Genomic DNA, 15,201 nt, shown 5'->3' on the forward strand with positions numbered 1-15,201 from the left:
AAGCCATCCTTATTCCTGCTTCAAATCCTCAGGCTTGATGGCCCACAGGCCCGGCAGGTTGCGCCAGTAGCCATACGCATCCATGCCGAAGCCGACGACGAAGCGGTTCGGAATCACCAGGCCGACGATGTCGGCTTGAACCGGTTTTTTCTTGCCGATGGCCTTGTCGGCAAACACGGCCAGGATCACTTCCGAGGCGCCCATGTCCAGCAGGCGCTGCTTGACGTGCGCCAGGGTTTCGCCTTCGTCGAGAATATCGTCGAGCACGATGACGGTGCGGCCCGCTACATTCGAGCGGGGGATGACTTTCCACACCACTTCGCCACCCTTGTCGTCGTCGCCGTAGCGGCTCACGTGGATGTAGTCGAATTCGAGCGGAAAGCTCAGTTGCGGCAGCAGGTTGCCCGTAAAGACGACGGCGCCGCCCATCACGCCCAGCACCAGCGGGAATTCTTTCGAATCCTCGGCGTTGAAGCGCGTGTTGAGCACATCGGCCATGCGCGTGATCGACGCCTGCACGGTATCTTGGTCGAACAGCAGTTCCGCGTTCTTGATCAGGTCACGGGCACGGTTGTGATGAAATTCTTGCATGGACTCTTGCATGGCGATGAATAGGGCTGATGGTCAATGCCGGTATTATCCCGCAAATCGGCCTTATTTGTAATCGCGCATGTCGTCGATGATTTTCCCATCCTGCGCCAGACTGCCCACGGCCACGAGCACCACCTCGCCGCGCAGCTTGGTCAATTCGCGGATCGAGCCGATGATCGCTTCCACGCCGCTGGCGTCCGCCGGATCGTCGACTTCGCAATGCAAGGCCATCTCGTCGTTGGCCATGCGCCCCGATACCACCAGCCGCGCCTTCCTGATTTGCGGGTGGCGGCGCGCGATTTCATGCACCTGCGACGGATGCACGAACATTGCGCGCACCTTGGTGGTTTGATCCGCGCGTCCCATCCAGCCCTTGATGCGCGTATTCGTGCGGCCGCACGGCGAATCCGGCGCATCGACCAGCACGGCCGACAGATCACCGGTGGCGAAGCGGATCAGCGGGTAGTCCGCATTGAAGACGGTAACCACGACTTCGCCCACTTCGCCCGGCGCGACGGGAATGCCGCTGCCCGGGTGGACGATTTCGAGCAGCACGTTTTCGTCAACGACCATGCCGGGATTGAGCTTGCCATTGCTGGCCGTTTCATAGGCGATGCTGCCGATATCGGCGGAGGCATAGGTCTGGAACACGTGCGGCACGCCGTTGTCGGCAAACCAGCTGCGCAAGGATTCAGGCAAGGCTTCCGCGCCCATCACGGCCTTGGTGACGCTGCTGATGTCGGCGCCCATTTCGCGCGCCTTCTCGATGATCAGTTTTAAAAATGACGGCGTGCCGATATACGTGTCCGGCTTCAGGTCGACCATCGCCTGCACCTGCATTTCCGTCTGGCCGATGCCGGCCGGGATGACGGTGCAGCCGATGCGCGCGGCGCCGCCTTCGACCATGAAGGCGGCCGGCGTGAAGTGATACGAAAAGCAGTTCTGCAGCAAGCCGCCGGCGCGCACGCCGGCTGCGTACATGGGCCGCGCGAAGCGCCACCAGTCGGGACCGCGGCCTTCCGGATCGAAGATGGGGCCGGGCGAGACGAACACGCGCGACAGGGCGTTCTTCGGCGTCGTGTTCAAGCCGCCGAACGGCAGTTGCGCGTGCTGCAATTGCTTGAGGTCGGACTTGCGCGTCACGGGCAGCTGCGCCAGCGCGGCGCGGCTGGTGATGTCGGCCGCGTTGACGCCGTCGAGGATGCGGGCCCAGCCCGGCGCCTGTTGCGCGCGCGCGATCAGCTGCGGCAGGCCGGCCATCAATTCGCGTTCGCGCGCCTCGGGGGCGCGTGCTTCCAGACTGTCGAGCGTATCGGTCATGTTGCTGATTCTCCAATGTCACGTTGCATTTTTTTCGTCAGCCCCGCAACAATCAGGCTGTATGAGCGCTGCAGCAGGGCGGCCATTTCGTCGTCGTCGAGGGCGTCCGGGCTGGCGACCAGCACCCATTTGGCCCGCGCCAGGTAGGGCGCCGGGCGAAAGCCGGGACGGTCCGTCAATTCCAGGAAGCGTTCCGCATCGACCTTGAAGCTCATGCCGCGCGTGCTGTACGCTTCCGCGCCGCACAGGGCGAACAGGCGGCCACCAACGGAAAACGCCAGCACGTTGCTCCATTTGATGTCTTCTGTCGCGCCGGGAAAGCCGCGGCACACTTGCTTCGCCCGTTCCAGGTCCATGACGGCGACTCCCGCTGTCAGGCTAGCCAGCGCTTGCGGCGGCGGTAGAACTTCATGTCGCGGAAGCTCTTGCGCCCGGCGCTGGACACGCCCAGATAAAACTCTTTGACGTCTTCGTTGCTGGCCAGTTCCTGGGCTTGCCCTTCCATCACGACGCGGCCGTTTTCCAGGATGTAGCCGAAGTCGGCGTAGCGCAGCGCCACGTTGGTGTTCTGCTCGGCCAGCAAAAAGGAGACGTTTTCCTTGTGGTTCAGGTCCTTGACGATGCCGAAGATCTCTTCGACGATCTGCGGCGCGATGCCCATCGACGGCTCGTCCAGCAGAATCATCGACGGCTTGGCCATCAGTGCGCGGCCGATGGCGCACATCTGCTGTTCGCCGCCCGAGGTATAGCCGGCCTGGCTGCTGCGTCGCGTTTTCAGGCGGGGGAAATAGTGATACACCTTGTCCAGCGCGTCTTTCAGCTCGCCGCGCGACAGGCTGCGCGTGTAGGCGCCCGTCAGCAGGTTTTCCTCGATGGTGAGGTGGCCGAAACAGTGGCGCCCTTCCATCACTTGCGACAGGCCTCGCTTGACCAGCTCATTCGGCGTCAATTGATCCACGCGCTCGCCCTTGAACTGGACTTCGCCCTTGGTGACGTCGCCCCGTTCGCCGCGCAGCAGCGTCGAGATGGTTTTCAGGGTGGTCGACTTGCCGGCGCCGTTGGCGCCCAGCAGCGCCACGATCTTGCCTTGCGGCACTTGCAGCGACACGCCCTTCAGGACCAGGATCACGTGGTCGTAGATGACTTCGATATTGTTCACCGACAGGTAGGGCGGCGGCGCGTCCGGCTTGACCGGGGCTTGCGTGGCAGTGTGGGTCATGGCTGCTTCTTTAAAATGTTAAACACGGGACCGGCGTTGGCCGGTCCGGTTCCTCTCGCTACGGCATTACTTCATGCACGCCGGCGTGATCTTTTTCTCTTCCGCGTACTTGCCGGACGATTCTTCGACGAGCTTGCGCACCAGGGCCTTGTCGCCGACGATCCATTTCGGCGTGATGGCGGTCCACTTCTTGCCATCCCACTGCTGCACTTTCACGGCGCCCGAGCCTTCATGGTCGTCGCAGCTGGTTTTCACGGTAGGGAACATGCCCAGCGCGCCGACGGCCTTCTGGCGCGCATCGTCGACGTTCAGGTTTTCCAGGCCCCAGCGCATCTGCTCGCCCGTGATCGGTTTGCCCTTGCCGAATTTTTCCTGCGCCGTGCGGATCGCTTCCACCCACAGGATGCCGGCCGTCACGCCGCGCATGTGGTAGACGGAGCCGATGCGCGACTGGTCGGACAGGTTGCCCTTGCCGGTGGCGTAGAGTTTTTTGCGGATGTCGTCGAGCACGGGGTAGTTGCCCGGCGTATTGAACGTCATCGCCGTGTAGCCCTTGGCCGCGTCGCCCGATGGAATCGTGTCTTCCTCGGAGCCGGCCCACCAGACGCCCAGCATTTTGTCGCGCGGGAAGCCGTTGCGCTGTGCCGTCTTGATGGCAACGGAGTTCATCACGCCCCAGCCCCACAGGATCACGTGGTCCGGCTTGGCCTGGCGGATTTGCAGCCATTGCGATTGCTGTTCGCTGCCAGGCGGCGCGACGGGAATTTTCACCAGTTCGAAGCCGTACTGTTTCGACAGCGCTTCGAGCACCGGCAGCGGCTCCTTGCCAAAGGCCGAGTCGTGGTATAGGTGGACGATTTTCTTGCCTTTCAGCTTGTCCATGCCGCCATCCTTGTCACCCAGGTATTTGATCATGGCGGCGGCCTGGCTCCAGTAGCTGGAGATCAGCGGATACACGTAGGGGAAGACCTTGCCGTTGGCGGCGTCCGAGCGGCCGTAGCCGATCATCGTCATGGGGATCTTGTCTTGCGCCACGCGGTCCAGGATGCCGTAGGCGACGCCCGTGGACAGGGTTTCGACCAGGGTGGCGCCGCCCTGCTTGGTTTTCAGGCGTTCATAGCACTCGACGCCGCGCGAGGGGTTGTATTCGGTTTCGCATTCTTCCCAGCTGATCTTGACGCCATTGACGCCGCCTGCCTGGTTGACCAGGTTGAAGTAGTCGATGATGCCGCCGTAGAAACCGGAGCCGCCGGCCGCGTAAGGACCCACGCGGTAGGACGGCAGGGCGATGTACTGCTCCTTGTCCTGCGCCTGCGCGCTGCCGGCCATGGTGAGTGCGGCACTGGCGATGGCGGCGGCCAGCATGAGCGATTTGATGTGTTTCATTGTGTGTCTCCTCTTGTTTTATTTGGTATTCAAGTGAACCGACATCGACTGCAAAAACTTAATGGGGGAAGGGCCAGAGTCTCAACTTTTCCTTCGCGATCTGCCACAGCCTGGCCAGGCCGTGCGGCTCGACGATCAGGAAGAAGATGATCAGCGCGCCGAACACCATCAGTTCCAGGTTCGAGGCCACGCTGGTCGGCAATGCCAGGCCATGCGCGATGGTGTTCAGGAAGACGGGCAGCAGCACGATGAAGGCCGCGCCAAGGAAGGAACCGAGGATCGAACCGACGCCACCGATGATGATCATGAACAGGATGCGGAAGGACAGGTCCAGGTTGTACGCTTCGGGTTCCACCGTGCCCAGGTAGGCGTATGCATACAGCGCGCCGGCCACGCCGCAGTAGAACGAGCTGACGGCAAACGCCAGCAGCTTGGTGCGCATCAGGCGGAAACCGATCACCTCGGCCGCCATGTCCATGTCGCGTACGGCCATCCACGAGCGGCCCACGTTCGAGCGGATCATGTTCTTGGCCAGCAGCGCCATGCCGGCCACGATGGCCAGCACCAGCAGGTATTTGCTTTGCGGCGTGTCAAACTGGTAGCCGAGGATGGTCATCTTCTGCACCGTGATCACGCCCGAGGAGCTGTAATTGGTGAGATACGGGATCTTGGTCAGGCACCAGACGACAAAAAACTGCGTCGCCAGGGTGGAGGCGGCCAGGTAAAAGCCGCGGATGCGCAGGGAGGGCAGGCCGAAGGCGATGCCCACCATGGCCGCGCACAGGCCGCCGAGGATGAACGACACCAGCAGCGGCAAGCCGGGCAGGCGGGCCATGAAGTTATACGAGGCAAAGGCGCCCACGGCCATGAAGGCGGCCGTGCCCAGCGACAGCTGGCCCGCGTAACCGGTGAGGATGTTCAGGCCCAGTGCGGCCAGGGCGAAGATCAGGAAGGGAATCAGGATCGCCGACAGCATGTAAGGCGAGGCGAAATACGGCAAGAGGAAGACGGCGACGAGGAGCGTGGCCGTCAGCGCCAGGCGGTCTTGCCGGATCGGGAAAATCTGGTTGTCAGCCTGGTAGCTGGTCTTGAATTGTCCTGCTTCACGGTAAATCATGGCGTGTCCTTTGCTGGCTGTTTTGGCTGTTGTCGGGTTACGCGCCATGCGCTAACCCGACCTACGATGCTGTTACGGGGGCGTTATATTCGCCGGATGATCTTCTCGCCGAACAGCCCTTCCGGACGCACCAGCAGGAACAGCAGGGCCAGCACATACGGGAACCAGCCTTCGATGCCGCCGCCTACCATGGGGCCCAGATAGACTTCGGCCAGCTTTTCCGACGCGCCGATGATCAGGCCACCGACGATGGCGCCCGGCACCGACGTAAAGCCGCCGAGGATCAGCACCGGCAGCGCTTTCAAGGCGATGAAGGTGAGGGCGAACTGCACGCCGTTGCGCGCGCCCCACAGCAAGCCGGCCACCATGGCCACCAGGCCCGCCACGCCCCACACGACGGCCCAGATGCGCTGCAGCGGGATGCCTACGGCCAGTGCCGCCTGGTGGTCGTCGGCGACGGCGCGCAGGGCGCGGCCCACCTTGGTTTTCGAGAACAGCAAGGCCAGGCAGATCACCAGCAGCGCGCAGATGCCGGCCGCCATCAGGTCGAACTGCGAGATGTTGATGTCGAAGCGGTCCATCAAAAACTGCATCGGCACGTCTTCGATGGGCAGGTCCAGCTTGTGCACTTGCGAACCCCACATCAGCTGCGCCAGGCCTTCGATGAAAAAGGTCAGGCCGATGGTGGCCATGAACAGCGTGATTTCCGGCTGGTTGACGAGCGGGCGCAACACCACTCTTTCAATCGCGATGCCCAGAGCTATCATGGTGAGCATCGTCAGCGGGATGGCCAGCCACAGCGACAGGCCGAATTTGTCCATGATGCCGACGCAGGTGAGGGCGGCGAAAAACACCATCGCTCCCTGCGCAAAATTGAATACGCCCGAAGCCTTGTAGATCAGCACGAAGCCGATCGCCACCAGCGCGTACATGACGCCCGACAGCAGGCCGCCGATCAGCACTTCAAAGAAAAAATTGATATTCATTGCTATTCCTTGTCTAGTGCGCCACGCCGAGATAGGCGTTGATCACGTCCTGGTTGCTGCGCACCTCGTCGGGCGTGCCGTCGCCGATCTTCTTGCCGTAGTCGAGCACCACCACGCGGTCGGAGATATCCATCACCACGCCCATGTCGTGCTCGATCAGCACGATGGTCGTGCCCAGCTGGTCGTTGACGTCGAGGATGAAGCGGCACATGTCCTGTTTTTCTTCCACGTTCATGCCGGCCATCGGTTCGTCCAGCAGCAGAATTTCCGGTTCCGCCACGAGGGCGCGGCCCAGTTCCACCCGCTTTTGCAGGCCGTAGGGCAGGCGCCCCACGGGCGTCTTGCGGATGGCCTGGATTTCCAGGAAGTCAATGATCTCCTCGGCCTTCTTGCGGTGCTCGATTTCCTCGCGCCGCGCCGGGCCCCAGTACAGGGCTTGCAAGAGAAAATTCGACTTCATTTTGAGGTTGCGCCCCGTCATGATGTTGTCCAGCACCGTCATGCCCTTGAACAGGGCGATGTTCTGGAAGGTGCGCGCGATGCCGGACTTGGCAGCCTGGTAGCAGTCCATGCCGCGCCGGTGCTCGCCCCGGTAGATGATTTCTCCCTGCTGCGGGCGGTACACGCCATTGATCACGTTGAGCATCGAGCTTTTACCCGCGCCGTTCGGGCCGATGATGGCGCGGATTTCATGCTGCCTGACGTCAAACGAGATGTCGGTCAGGGCTTTCACGCCGCCGAACGACAGCGAGATGTTCTTCAGGTCGAGGATCACGGGGCCCGTCTTGCGGGCCGTGCCGAAATGGGCGTCGGGTTCGTTCATTTGCATCGTGCTGTGCTCCATCATGCGGCCAGGCCCTGCGGCCGGTACGTTTTGCTATCCCAGATCTGCAGGTCGGCGCTGGTCGAGCCAAGGCGGCCATCCTCGAATTTCACCTGGGTCTCGATGTATTGCGTTGTCTTGCCCTCATACAGGGCGGAAATGAGCACCGCGTACTTTTCGGCGATGAATTTGCGGCGCACCTTGCGCGTGCGCGTCAGTTCGTCGTCGTCCGGATCGAGTTCCTTGTGCAGCACCAGGAAGCGATGTACCTGCGTGCGGTCCATCAGCGGGTCGGCCGCCAGTTCCGCGTTGACTTGCTCGATGCAGTCGCGGATCAGGCCATAGGTCTCGGCGCGCGCCGCCAGGTCGGTGTAGCCGGAGTAGGCGATGCCGCGCCGTTCGGACCAGTTGCCCACCGCTTCGATGTCGATGTTGATGAAGGCGCAGACCTGGTCGCGCGCATGGCCGAAGGCCACCACCTCCTTGATAAAGGGGAAGAACTTGAGCTTGTTTTCGATGTAGTTGGGCGCGAACATGGCACCGCAATTCATCTTGCCGACGTCGGCCGCGCGGTCGATGATTTTCAGATGGCCTTCGCCATCGAACACGCCCGCGTCGCCCGTATGGAAATAGCCGTCGTCGTCGATCACTTCGGCAGTGGCGTCGGGCCGCTTGAAGTAGCCGCTCATGGTGGCGGGCGACTTCACCAGCACTTCGCCATTGGCCGCCAGCTTGACTTCCACGCCCGGCGCCGGCAAGCCGACGCTGTCGAACTTGATATTGCCGTCCGGTTGCAGGCATACATAGGCGCAGGTTTCGGTGGAACCGTACAATTGCTTGAGGTTGACGCCGATGGAGCGATAGAAGCGGAACAGGTCGGGGCCGATGGCGGCGCCGGCCGTGTAGGCGACGCGCACGCGCGACAGTCCCAGCACGTTTTTCAGCGGGCCGTAGACGAGCAGCTCGCCCAGCTTGTAGCTGAGGCGGTCCGCCAGCGAGACTGGCTTGCCATCCAAAATCTGCGCGCCGCAGCGCTTGGCCACGTCCATGAAATGGCTGAACATGTGGCGCTTGATGCTGCTGGCGTCTTCCATGCGTATCATCACGCTGGTGAGCATGTTCTCGAATACGCGCGGCGGCGCAAAGTAGCAGGTGGGGCCGATTTCGCGCATGTCGATCATCACCGTGTCGCCCGATTCGGGGCAGTTGACGGTGAAGCCGGCCACCATGGCCTGCGCCAGCGAGAACAGGCAGTCGCCGACCCACGCCATGGGCAGGTAGGACAGGATGTCTTCCTCGTCGGTGAGCTGGTCGAAGGCGACGCCGCCAACGCCTGCGGCCAGCAGCGCCGTGTGGCTCTGGCACACGCCCTTCGGCTTGCCCGTGGTGCCCGAGGTGTACAGGATCACGGCGGAGTCGCTACCCTGGCCCGCTGCCACGGCGGCGTCGAAAAAGCCCGGGTGTTCGCGGTCGTAGGCCCGGCCCAGCACCTGCAGGGCGGCAAAGGACGTCAGTTCCGGCTGGCGGTAATGGCGCATGCCCCGTTCATCGTCATACGCGATGTGGGCGACGTGCGGATACAGGGCCTTGAGTTCGAGCAGCTTGTCGACCTGCTCCTGGTCTTCGACGATGGCGTAGCGGATTTCCGCATCCTGCAGCACATAGGCCATGTCGGCGGCCGGCGCGTCCTGGTACAGTGGCACGGGCACGCCGCCGAGGCTTTGCGCCGCCAGCATGGCCCAGTACAGGCGGGGACGGTTGTCGCCGATGATGGCCAGGTTCATGCCGCGCTGGAAACCGATGGCGGCCAGGCCGCAGGCCAGCGCGCGCACCTCGTCGTTGACCTCGCGCCAGGTCCAGGTTTGCCAGATGCCCAGGTGTTTTTCGCGAAAGGCGGGCTTGTCGGATCGTACGGTCCCGTGTTGCAATAAGCGCCGCGGAAAAGTCGGCATTGTTGCTGTGGTATTCGTTTGCACCAGTGTCTCCCTGTTGCTTGTCTCAGGCCCCACCTCGTTGGATGGCGCTCTGTGTTTTTATGTGTAAGGCGTTTGTGCAATGATAGTAGCTTGCGTTAGATTGCCGAGTTGTCTTTTCGGGGACATTTACCCACTTTTCGATGGTGCATCGCACAATGATCAACCCTGATATCAGCCTCAAGGATGCCGTGCGCGCGGCCAACTGGGCGCAGCTGCTCGACCCCGTTCAACTGGCCAGGGTCGAGGCCGATGTGTTCGAGACTTTCGTGCCGAAAGGCGGCTTCGTCTGCCGCAAGGGCGAACCGGTGGACAACTGGATCGGCGTCATCAGCGGCATGGTCAAGATGAATAATTTTTCCGCCTCCGGCAAGGCCATGACCTTCATCGGCGTGCCGCCCGGCAGCTGGTTCGGCGAAGGTTCATTGCTGAAGAATGAAATCCGCAAATACGACACCATGGCCCTGCGCGACACGCGCGTGGCGCGCCTGCCCGGCGCCACCTTCCACTGGCTGCTGGAAACGAGTCTGCCATTCACGCGCTTTTTGCTGATGCAGCTGAACGAGCGTCTGGGCCAGTTCATCGGCATGGTGGAAAACGAGCGCTTGCTGGACCTGAACACGCGCGTGGCGCGCTGCCTGGCGTCGATGTTCAACTCGCACTTGTATCCGGGCGTGGAAACCCTGGTGCAACTGTCGCAGGAAGAAATCGGGTTGTTGTCCGGTTCTTCGCGCCAGCGCGCCAACCAGGCCTTGCAAGTGCTGGAAAAAAAGGGTTTATTGCGCCTCGATTACGGCGGCATCCGCGTGCTGGATCTGGAAGGCTTGCGCCGCTATGAGGCCGATGATGCCATCTGAGACCACGCGTGCCGCAGCCCTGCGCGTACGTCTCGATGGCAGCTTTGTCGAGCATGCGCGATTCACGGGGCCGCCTGTCGATTTCAGCGACTGGACACCCGAAGAACTGGGCGCCATCTGGGGGGCGTTGCATCGCGCGGCGCGCTTCGGCCATGACGATCCCGCGCGGCGCGAACTGGCGATGGCGCTATTGGCACAAGCGAGCAGCGTGAAGCTGGCACCGGCGCTGGCAGGTGACATGTTCCTCGACGCGCTGGATGCGGCCCGCGTGCACGACTGGGACTACGCAATCGGCTGCCTGGATTGTCTGCGCGGCGCGCCACCGGAAGGCAGCGCGCAGCTGGCGCTGCGCATCCTCGATGAACCGAAACACTGGGGCGAACAGCCTTTTGCCGCCTGGCTGCTGGCGCAGCTGGCCGGCGGCGACGCCCCGGCCCATTTCGGGCAGATGATGGAGGAGCGCCATGCGCGCTACCCGATGCCCTTGACCTTGCAGGAACTCACCGTACTGCCGCAGCTGGCGCAAGCCTCCCTGCTGGCGCTGGCCGGCTCGCGCTACAGTGGCCACTGGAGCCGCGACAGTATCGGCGAGGCGGATCCTGCCGAAGTGCTGGCCGATGATGCGGCGTATGTCGCGTTTGCGCGCACGATACTGGAACAGGCGGCGCGCCATATCGCCGCCATCCATGACGGCAGCGTGCCGTATGCGGCCGATGCCGCCTTTGCCACCGCAGACTCGCCGGTGCTGGCGCGTGCCGCGCGGGTGGTGTCCTATCGCGATGATGCGTGGTTCAGGCCCGTGATCACCGTCTTGCTGCCTTTGGCATGCGTGGCGCCCGGCGCGGCCAAGAGCGCGCCGTCGCAATCGCTGGCGATGGCGCTGGGCCATGCGGTGGAAACCATCCCCACGCCCGAAAGCCTGCAGGCCCTGCGCACGGCGCTGGCGCAGGTACGCCATGCTGGCATCCGCAAGAAGCTGGAACGCAATCTGAAACCGGCCGAACGGGCGCTGGCGGAACGGCCCGATATCGCCTGGAGGATCGGTATGCCGGGCCCCATGGGCAAGCGGCGCCAGGCCATGCTGGCGCGCCGCCTGGAAGCGGGCTACGCCAGCGAGGTGTGGTTTGGCCTGGAGCAATGGCGCGCCTTGCGCGACGATGCCGATATCGATACGGTGGCGCGCGCGCTGGTCTGGCGCACGGGTGACGGCCAGGCTTTCATGCTCGATGGCGAGGGTGCCATCGATGCATGGGGGCAGCCGGCGGATGTGCCGCTACAGGGCGAAGGCGAGATCGGCCTGTGGCATCCCCTGCACGGCAGCGGGGAGCAGCGCGCCGCCTGGCAGGCGCTGGTCGTGCAGCGGCGCGTGCGCCAGCCGCTGCGCCAGGTATATCGTGAAATATATGCACCGCCCGGCGACGGCAGTGCCCCATTTGCCGGCTACCAGTTGTCGCTGCCTACCTTGCTGGGACTGGCCCGCCGCGAAGGCTGGCGGCTGGACGATGATGAAGGCTTGTCGCGCGGGTTCGGCGCCTGGCGCGTATTGCTGCGCCTCGAGGGACGCGTCTATCCAGGCGCGGGCGGCGCCTGCACGTCCAACGGGCTGGCGCCCGCGCAAATGCTGCCGCTGGCGCCTGTGGCCTATTCGGAAGCGTGCCGCGCGGTGGATCTGCTGGTCAGCGCCAGCGCGTTGGCGCTGGTGGAAGAGGAGCAAAGCGTGCCGCGCGAAGAACGCTTGTTTTACCTGGCTAACCTGGCCCCGGGGCCGATGGCGGGCATGCGGCGCACCGTGCTGGAACAGGTATTCGCGGAGCAGATCGAGGACGGCCGAATGGCGCTCGAAGCGCGCCACCTGATGGTGGGCCGGCATGCGATCCACCTGACCACCGGCAGGGTCACGCTGGACGGCGCCGAAGTGGCGACCGAGGTGGTCGCGAAGGGGAACAAGCTGGGCGCCGTGCCCTGGCTGCCTTATGACGAGGCGCTGTTGGAAAAAATCGCCGCTACCGCCGGGGTGCTGCTGGCGCTGCACTGAGTGCAGCCCGGCTGCTAATCGCGGTATCATAGATGCTTCCCAGCATAGCTCCATTTTCGCACCCATGCAGACACCTGACCAAGCCACTCCCGCCTCCCGTTTGTCGCAACTGCGCGGCGCCATGCGCGCGCAGCACATCGACGCCTGCATCGTGCCCTCGGCCGACCCGCATTTGTCCGAGTACTTGCCGGCCCGCTGGCAGGGCCGCGAGTGGCTGTCGGGCTTTACGGGGTCGGTCGGCACCCTGGTCGTCACGCAGGAGTTTGCCGGCGTATGGACCGATGGCCGCTATTGGGAGCAGGCGGAAGACGAACTGGCCGGCAGCGGCATCGTCCTGAAGAAAATCCCGTCCGGCGCCAGCGTGCTGTATATCGACTGGCTGGGCGAGACCATGCAGCCGGGGCAGACGGTGGCCGTCGATGGTGCCGTGCTGGGTCTGGCCAATGCACGCCTGCTGCAGCAGGCGCTGGGCGCGCAAGTGACCCTGCGCACGGACACCGACGTGCTGCACGCCGTGTGGCCGGAGCGCCCGGCCATGCCCGCCGCCCCCGTTTACGAGCACGGGGCCGCGTATCCGGCTCTGTCGCGCACGCAAAAACTGGCGGCCCTGCGCGCCGGCATGGCGGCGCACGGCGCCAGCCACCACGTCATTTCCACCCTCGACGATATCGCGTATTTGTTCAACCTGCGCGGCGCCGACGTCAATTACAACCCCGTCTTCCTCGCGCATGCGCTGGTGGGCCCGGAGCGCGCCACCCTGTTCGTCGCCGACGGCAAGGTGCCGGCGGCCCTGCGCGCGACCCTGGAGAGCGAGGGTGTGGACGTGGCCGCGTATGACCGCACAGCGGCCGCGCTGGCCGCCTTGCCGGCCGGCGCCACCTTGCTGCTCGACCCGCGCCGCATCACGTTTGGCACGCGCCAGGCCGTGGCCGATGGCGTGCAGGTGGTCGAATCCATCAACCCGACCACCCTGGCCAAGTCGCGCAAGACGGATGCCGAAGCGGCGCACGTGCGCGCCGCCATGGAGCAGGATGGCGCGGCCCTGTGCGAGTTTTTCAGCTGGTTAGACTGCACTCTGGCCGACCCGCAGCGCGCGCCGTTGACGGAAATCGGCGTCGACGAGCACCTGACTGCTGCCCGCGCGCGCCGCGCCGGTTTTGTCAGCCCCAGTTTCGGCACCATCGCCGGCTTCAATGCGCATGGCGCCATCATGCATTACCACGCCCATGCGGATTCGGCCGCCGCTATCGACGGCGACGGCTTGCTGCTGATCGACTCGGGCGGCCAGTACTGGGGCGGCACCACGGACATCACGCGCGTGGTCCCCGTCGGCGCGATCACGGCCGCGCACAGGCGCGATTTCACCCTGGTCTTGCGCAGCATGATCGCGCTGTCGCGCGCGCAATTCCCGCGCGGCGTGAAGTCGCCCATGCTCGATTCCATCGCCCGCGCGCCCCTGTGGGCCGAAGGCATCGACTTTGGCCACGGCACGGGCCACGGCGTGGGCTTTTTCCTCAACGTCCACGAAGGGCCACAATCGATTTCGCAGTCCGCCATGCCGGAGCCGCAGACGGCCATGGAACCGGGCATGATCACTTCCATCGAGCCGGGCATCTACCGCCCGGGCCAGTGGGGCATCCGCATCGAGAACCTGGTGCTGAATGTACCCGCGGGGACGACGCCCTTCGGCGAATTCCTGCGCTTCGAAACCTTGACCCTGTGCCCGATCGACACGCGCTGCGTGGAACGCGCGCTGCTGCGCGATGACGAAGCGGCCTGGCTGAACGACTATCACGCCACCGTGCGCGCGCGCCTGGCGCCGCACCTGGCCGCGCCGGCCGATGCGCCTGCGCTGGCGTGGCTGGAACAGCGCACGGGAGCCATCTGATGCGCTCGACCCGCGCCACGTCCGCCATCGAGCGGCTCAAGGAACGCACCGGCCACCGCCTCTACACGATGGCGCGCACGGGCGATGAACTGTTCTTCCTCACGGAAGGCCCGGGTTTACCGCCCCTGTGCCCGCCGCTGGAGCTGGACGCCTTTGTCGCCTTCGTGAATGGCCTGGGGCCGCAAAAGGCGCGCCGCGTCAGCAAGCTCGACGTGGCGTTTGAAAAGCAGCTGACGAAAAAGCCCCAGGACTAAATGCCGACCATCGACTTCCTGCGCGCCTACTGGTCGCCGGCCGAGCTGGCGACGAATGGCGTGATCCTGCTGAATCTGCTTGGCGCATTGCTGCTGGGCTTGCTGGTGGGTTACGAGCGTTCGTATCACGGGCGCGCGGCCGGCATGCGCACCTACAGCCTCGTCTGCATGGCCTCGGCCGCGCTGACGGTGCTGGGCGGCTATCCCGAATTCTGGTACGGCGGCCATGGCGCCATCGTCGGCAGCGACCCCACGCGCGTGATCCAGGGTATCGTCACGGGCGTGGGTTTTCTCGGCGCCGGCGTCATCATGCGCGAGGGTTTCAATATCAGCGGCCTGACGACGGCCGCCTCGATCTGGGCCTCGTCCGTGATCGGCATCATGGTCGGCATCGGTTTTTATCTGTCGGCCATGGGCCTGGCCTTCCTGTGTGCGATGGCGATGATTTTCCTGTCAAAACTGGAGAACTGGCTGCCGTCGCGCCACGCGGTGGCCATCACCATGCGCTTCCGCCAGGGGTTTATTCCGCGCGAAGATGCGCTGCGGCGCATGGCGGCCAAGCGCGGCTACGACATCGCCGGCGGCTCGCTGACCATCGGCAGCACGGACGGCATGCAGGAGTGGCGCTTCGTCGCCATCGCGCATGGCAAGAACACGGGCGCCAGCCTGTCGGCCATGTCGGCCGAACTGGCCGCCTTCGAAGGCATCGCCGGCTTCCAGCTGTCGCATGCCCGCAACTGATACGGATGCCG

At 64.2% G+C, this 15,201-nt stretch carries 14 protein-coding genes; 5 read left to right on the plus strand and 9 right to left on the minus strand.

Annotation, left to right across the window (positions count from 1 at the left end; genetic code table 11):
• Positions 1–9 precede the first annotated feature (9 nt).
• The 9 genes from BZG29_RS01815 to BZG29_RS01855 all read right to left on the minus strand — a co-directional run bounded on the left by BZG29_RS01815 (position 10) and on the right by BZG29_RS01855 (position 9,394).
• Positions 10–591: a hypoxanthine-guanine phosphoribosyltransferase gene (locus BZG29_RS01815; protein WP_035823544.1), complete on the minus strand. Its 582-nt coding sequence runs from the start codon at positions 589–591 to the stop codon at positions 10–12.
• Positions 592–654: 63 nt separating this feature from the next.
• Entirely contained in the window at positions 655–1,911 is a 1,257-nt protein-coding gene (locus tag BZG29_RS01820; RefSeq protein ID WP_077398441.1) for an AMP-binding protein, read from the minus strand.
• Complete coding sequence (locus BZG29_RS01825; RefSeq protein WP_077398443.1) at positions 1,908–2,267, minus strand: MmcQ/YjbR family DNA-binding protein; 360 nt, start codon at positions 2,265–2,267, stop codon at positions 1,908–1,910. Before BZG29_RS01825 ends, BZG29_RS01820 begins: the two co-directional genes overlap by 4 nt.
• 17 nt (positions 2,268–2,284) lie before the next feature.
• Positions 2,285–3,130: an ABC transporter ATP-binding protein gene (locus BZG29_RS01830; protein WP_077398445.1), complete on the minus strand. Its 846-nt coding sequence runs from the start codon at positions 3,128–3,130 to the stop codon at positions 2,285–2,287.
• Positions 3,131–3,196: 66 nt separating this feature from the next.
• Positions 3,197–4,516 (minus strand): ABC transporter substrate-binding protein, encoded by a 1,320-nt coding sequence (locus BZG29_RS01835; RefSeq protein ID WP_077398447.1) that lies wholly within the window; start codon positions 4,514–4,516, stop codon positions 3,197–3,199.
• A gap of 58 nt (positions 4,517–4,574) precedes the next feature.
• Positions 4,575–5,633 (minus strand): branched-chain amino acid ABC transporter permease, encoded by a 1,059-nt coding sequence (locus BZG29_RS01840; RefSeq protein ID WP_034752817.1) that lies wholly within the window; start codon positions 5,631–5,633, stop codon positions 4,575–4,577.
• Between the two features lie 83 nt (positions 5,634–5,716).
• Positions 5,717–6,613 carry a branched-chain amino acid ABC transporter permease gene (locus BZG29_RS01845; RefSeq protein ID WP_216350372.1) on the minus strand — a complete coding sequence of 299 codons (897 nt, stop codon included), beginning with the start codon at positions 6,611–6,613 and terminating at the stop codon, positions 5,717–5,719.
• A 19-nt stretch (positions 6,614–6,632) separates the two neighbouring features.
• The gene (locus BZG29_RS01850; protein ID WP_077408912.1) at positions 6,633–7,448 is read right to left on the minus strand and encodes an ABC transporter ATP-binding protein; all 816 of its coding nucleotides are present in this window, start codon (positions 7,446–7,448) and stop codon (positions 6,633–6,635) included.
• A gap of 14 nt (positions 7,449–7,462) precedes the next feature.
• Complete coding sequence (locus BZG29_RS01855; RefSeq protein WP_077398451.1) at positions 7,463–9,394, minus strand: AMP-binding protein; 1,932 nt, start codon at positions 9,392–9,394, stop codon at positions 7,463–7,465.
• A gap of 179 nt (positions 9,395–9,573) precedes the next feature.
• On the opposite strand from BZG29_RS01855, the gene BZG29_RS01860 reads away from it, so the two are divergent.
• The 5 genes from BZG29_RS01860 (at position 9,574) to BZG29_RS01880 (ending at position 15,190) form a co-directional block, all read left to right on the plus strand.
• A complete protein-coding gene (locus BZG29_RS01860) occupies positions 9,574–10,272 on the plus strand; it encodes a Crp/Fnr family transcriptional regulator (RefSeq protein WP_077398453.1) in 699 nt (232 codons plus the stop codon).
• On the plus strand, positions 10,259–12,307 hold the full coding sequence (locus BZG29_RS01865) for a DUF4132 domain-containing protein (RefSeq protein WP_171984919.1): 2,049 nt from the start codon (positions 10,259–10,261) through the stop codon (positions 12,305–12,307). Before BZG29_RS01860 ends, BZG29_RS01865 begins: the two co-directional genes overlap by 14 nt.
• A 64-nt stretch (positions 12,308–12,371) precedes the next feature.
• A complete protein-coding gene (locus BZG29_RS01870) occupies positions 12,372–14,195 on the plus strand; it encodes an aminopeptidase P family protein (RefSeq protein WP_077398457.1) in 1,824 nt (607 codons plus the stop codon).
• Positions 14,195–14,449, plus strand: coding sequence for a hypothetical protein (locus BZG29_RS01875; protein WP_077398459.1), 255 nt, complete (start codon positions 14,195–14,197; stop codon positions 14,447–14,449). The genes BZG29_RS01870 and BZG29_RS01875 overlap by 1 nt, the downstream gene beginning before the upstream one ends.
• Positions 14,450–15,190: an MgtC/SapB family protein gene (locus BZG29_RS01880; protein WP_077398461.1), complete on the plus strand. Its 741-nt coding sequence runs from the start codon at positions 14,450–14,452 to the stop codon at positions 15,188–15,190.
• The last annotated feature ends 11 nt before the right edge of the window (positions 15,191–15,201 follow it).

The sequence above is a fragment of the Janthinobacterium sp. LM6 genome (genome assembly GCF_002002885.1).
Lineage (GTDB): Bacteria > Pseudomonadota > Gammaproteobacteria > Burkholderiales > Burkholderiaceae_D > Janthinobacterium > Janthinobacterium kumbetense.

What these genes read in the sequence shown, in the direction of transcription:
- BZG29_RS01840 (WP_034752817.1), bottom strand. Translation starts at nt 5,633, where the DNA reads ATGATTTACCGTGAAGCAGGACAATTCAAGACCAGCTACCAGGCTGAC.
- BZG29_RS01865 (WP_171984919.1), top strand. Translation starts at nt 10,259, where the DNA reads ATGATGCCATCTGAGACCACGCGTGCCGCAGCCCTGCGCGTACGTCTC.
- BZG29_RS01860 (WP_077398453.1), top strand. Translation starts at nt 9,574, where the DNA reads ATGATCAACCCTGATATCAGCCTCAAGGATGCCGTGCGCGCGGCCAAC.
- BZG29_RS01875 (WP_077398459.1), top strand. Translation starts at nt 14,195, where the DNA reads ATGCGCTCGACCCGCGCCACGTCCGCCATCGAGCGGCTCAAGGAACGC.
- BZG29_RS01880 (WP_077398461.1), top strand. Translation starts at nt 14,450, where the DNA reads ATGCCGACCATCGACTTCCTGCGCGCCTACTGGTCGCCGGCCGAGCTG.
- BZG29_RS01815 (WP_035823544.1), bottom strand. Translation starts at nt 591, where the DNA reads ATGCAAGAATTTCATCACAACCGTGCCCGTGACCTGATCAAGAACGCG.
- BZG29_RS01855 (WP_077398451.1), bottom strand. Translation starts at nt 9,394, where the DNA reads ATGCCGACTTTTCCGCGGCGCTTATTGCAACACGGGACCGTACGATCC.
- BZG29_RS01870 (WP_077398457.1), top strand. Translation starts at nt 12,372, where the DNA reads ATGCAGACACCTGACCAAGCCACTCCCGCCTCCCGTTTGTCGCAACTG.
- BZG29_RS01820 (WP_077398441.1), bottom strand. Translation starts at nt 1,911, where the DNA reads ATGACCGATACGCTCGACAGTCTGGAAGCACGCGCCCCCGAGGCGCGC.
- BZG29_RS01850 (WP_077408912.1), bottom strand. Translation starts at nt 7,448, where the DNA reads ATGCAAATGAACGAACCCGACGCCCATTTCGGCACGGCCCGCAAGACG.
- BZG29_RS01830 (WP_077398445.1), bottom strand. Translation starts at nt 3,130, where the DNA reads ATGACCCACACTGCCACGCAAGCCCCGGTCAAGCCGGACGCGCCGCCG.
- BZG29_RS01835 (WP_077398447.1), bottom strand. Translation starts at nt 4,516, where the DNA reads ATGAAACACATCAAATCGCTCATGCTGGCCGCCGCCATCGCCAGTGCC.
- BZG29_RS01825 (WP_077398443.1), bottom strand. Translation starts at nt 2,267, where the DNA reads ATGGACCTGGAACGGGCGAAGCAAGTGTGCCGCGGCTTTCCCGGCGCG.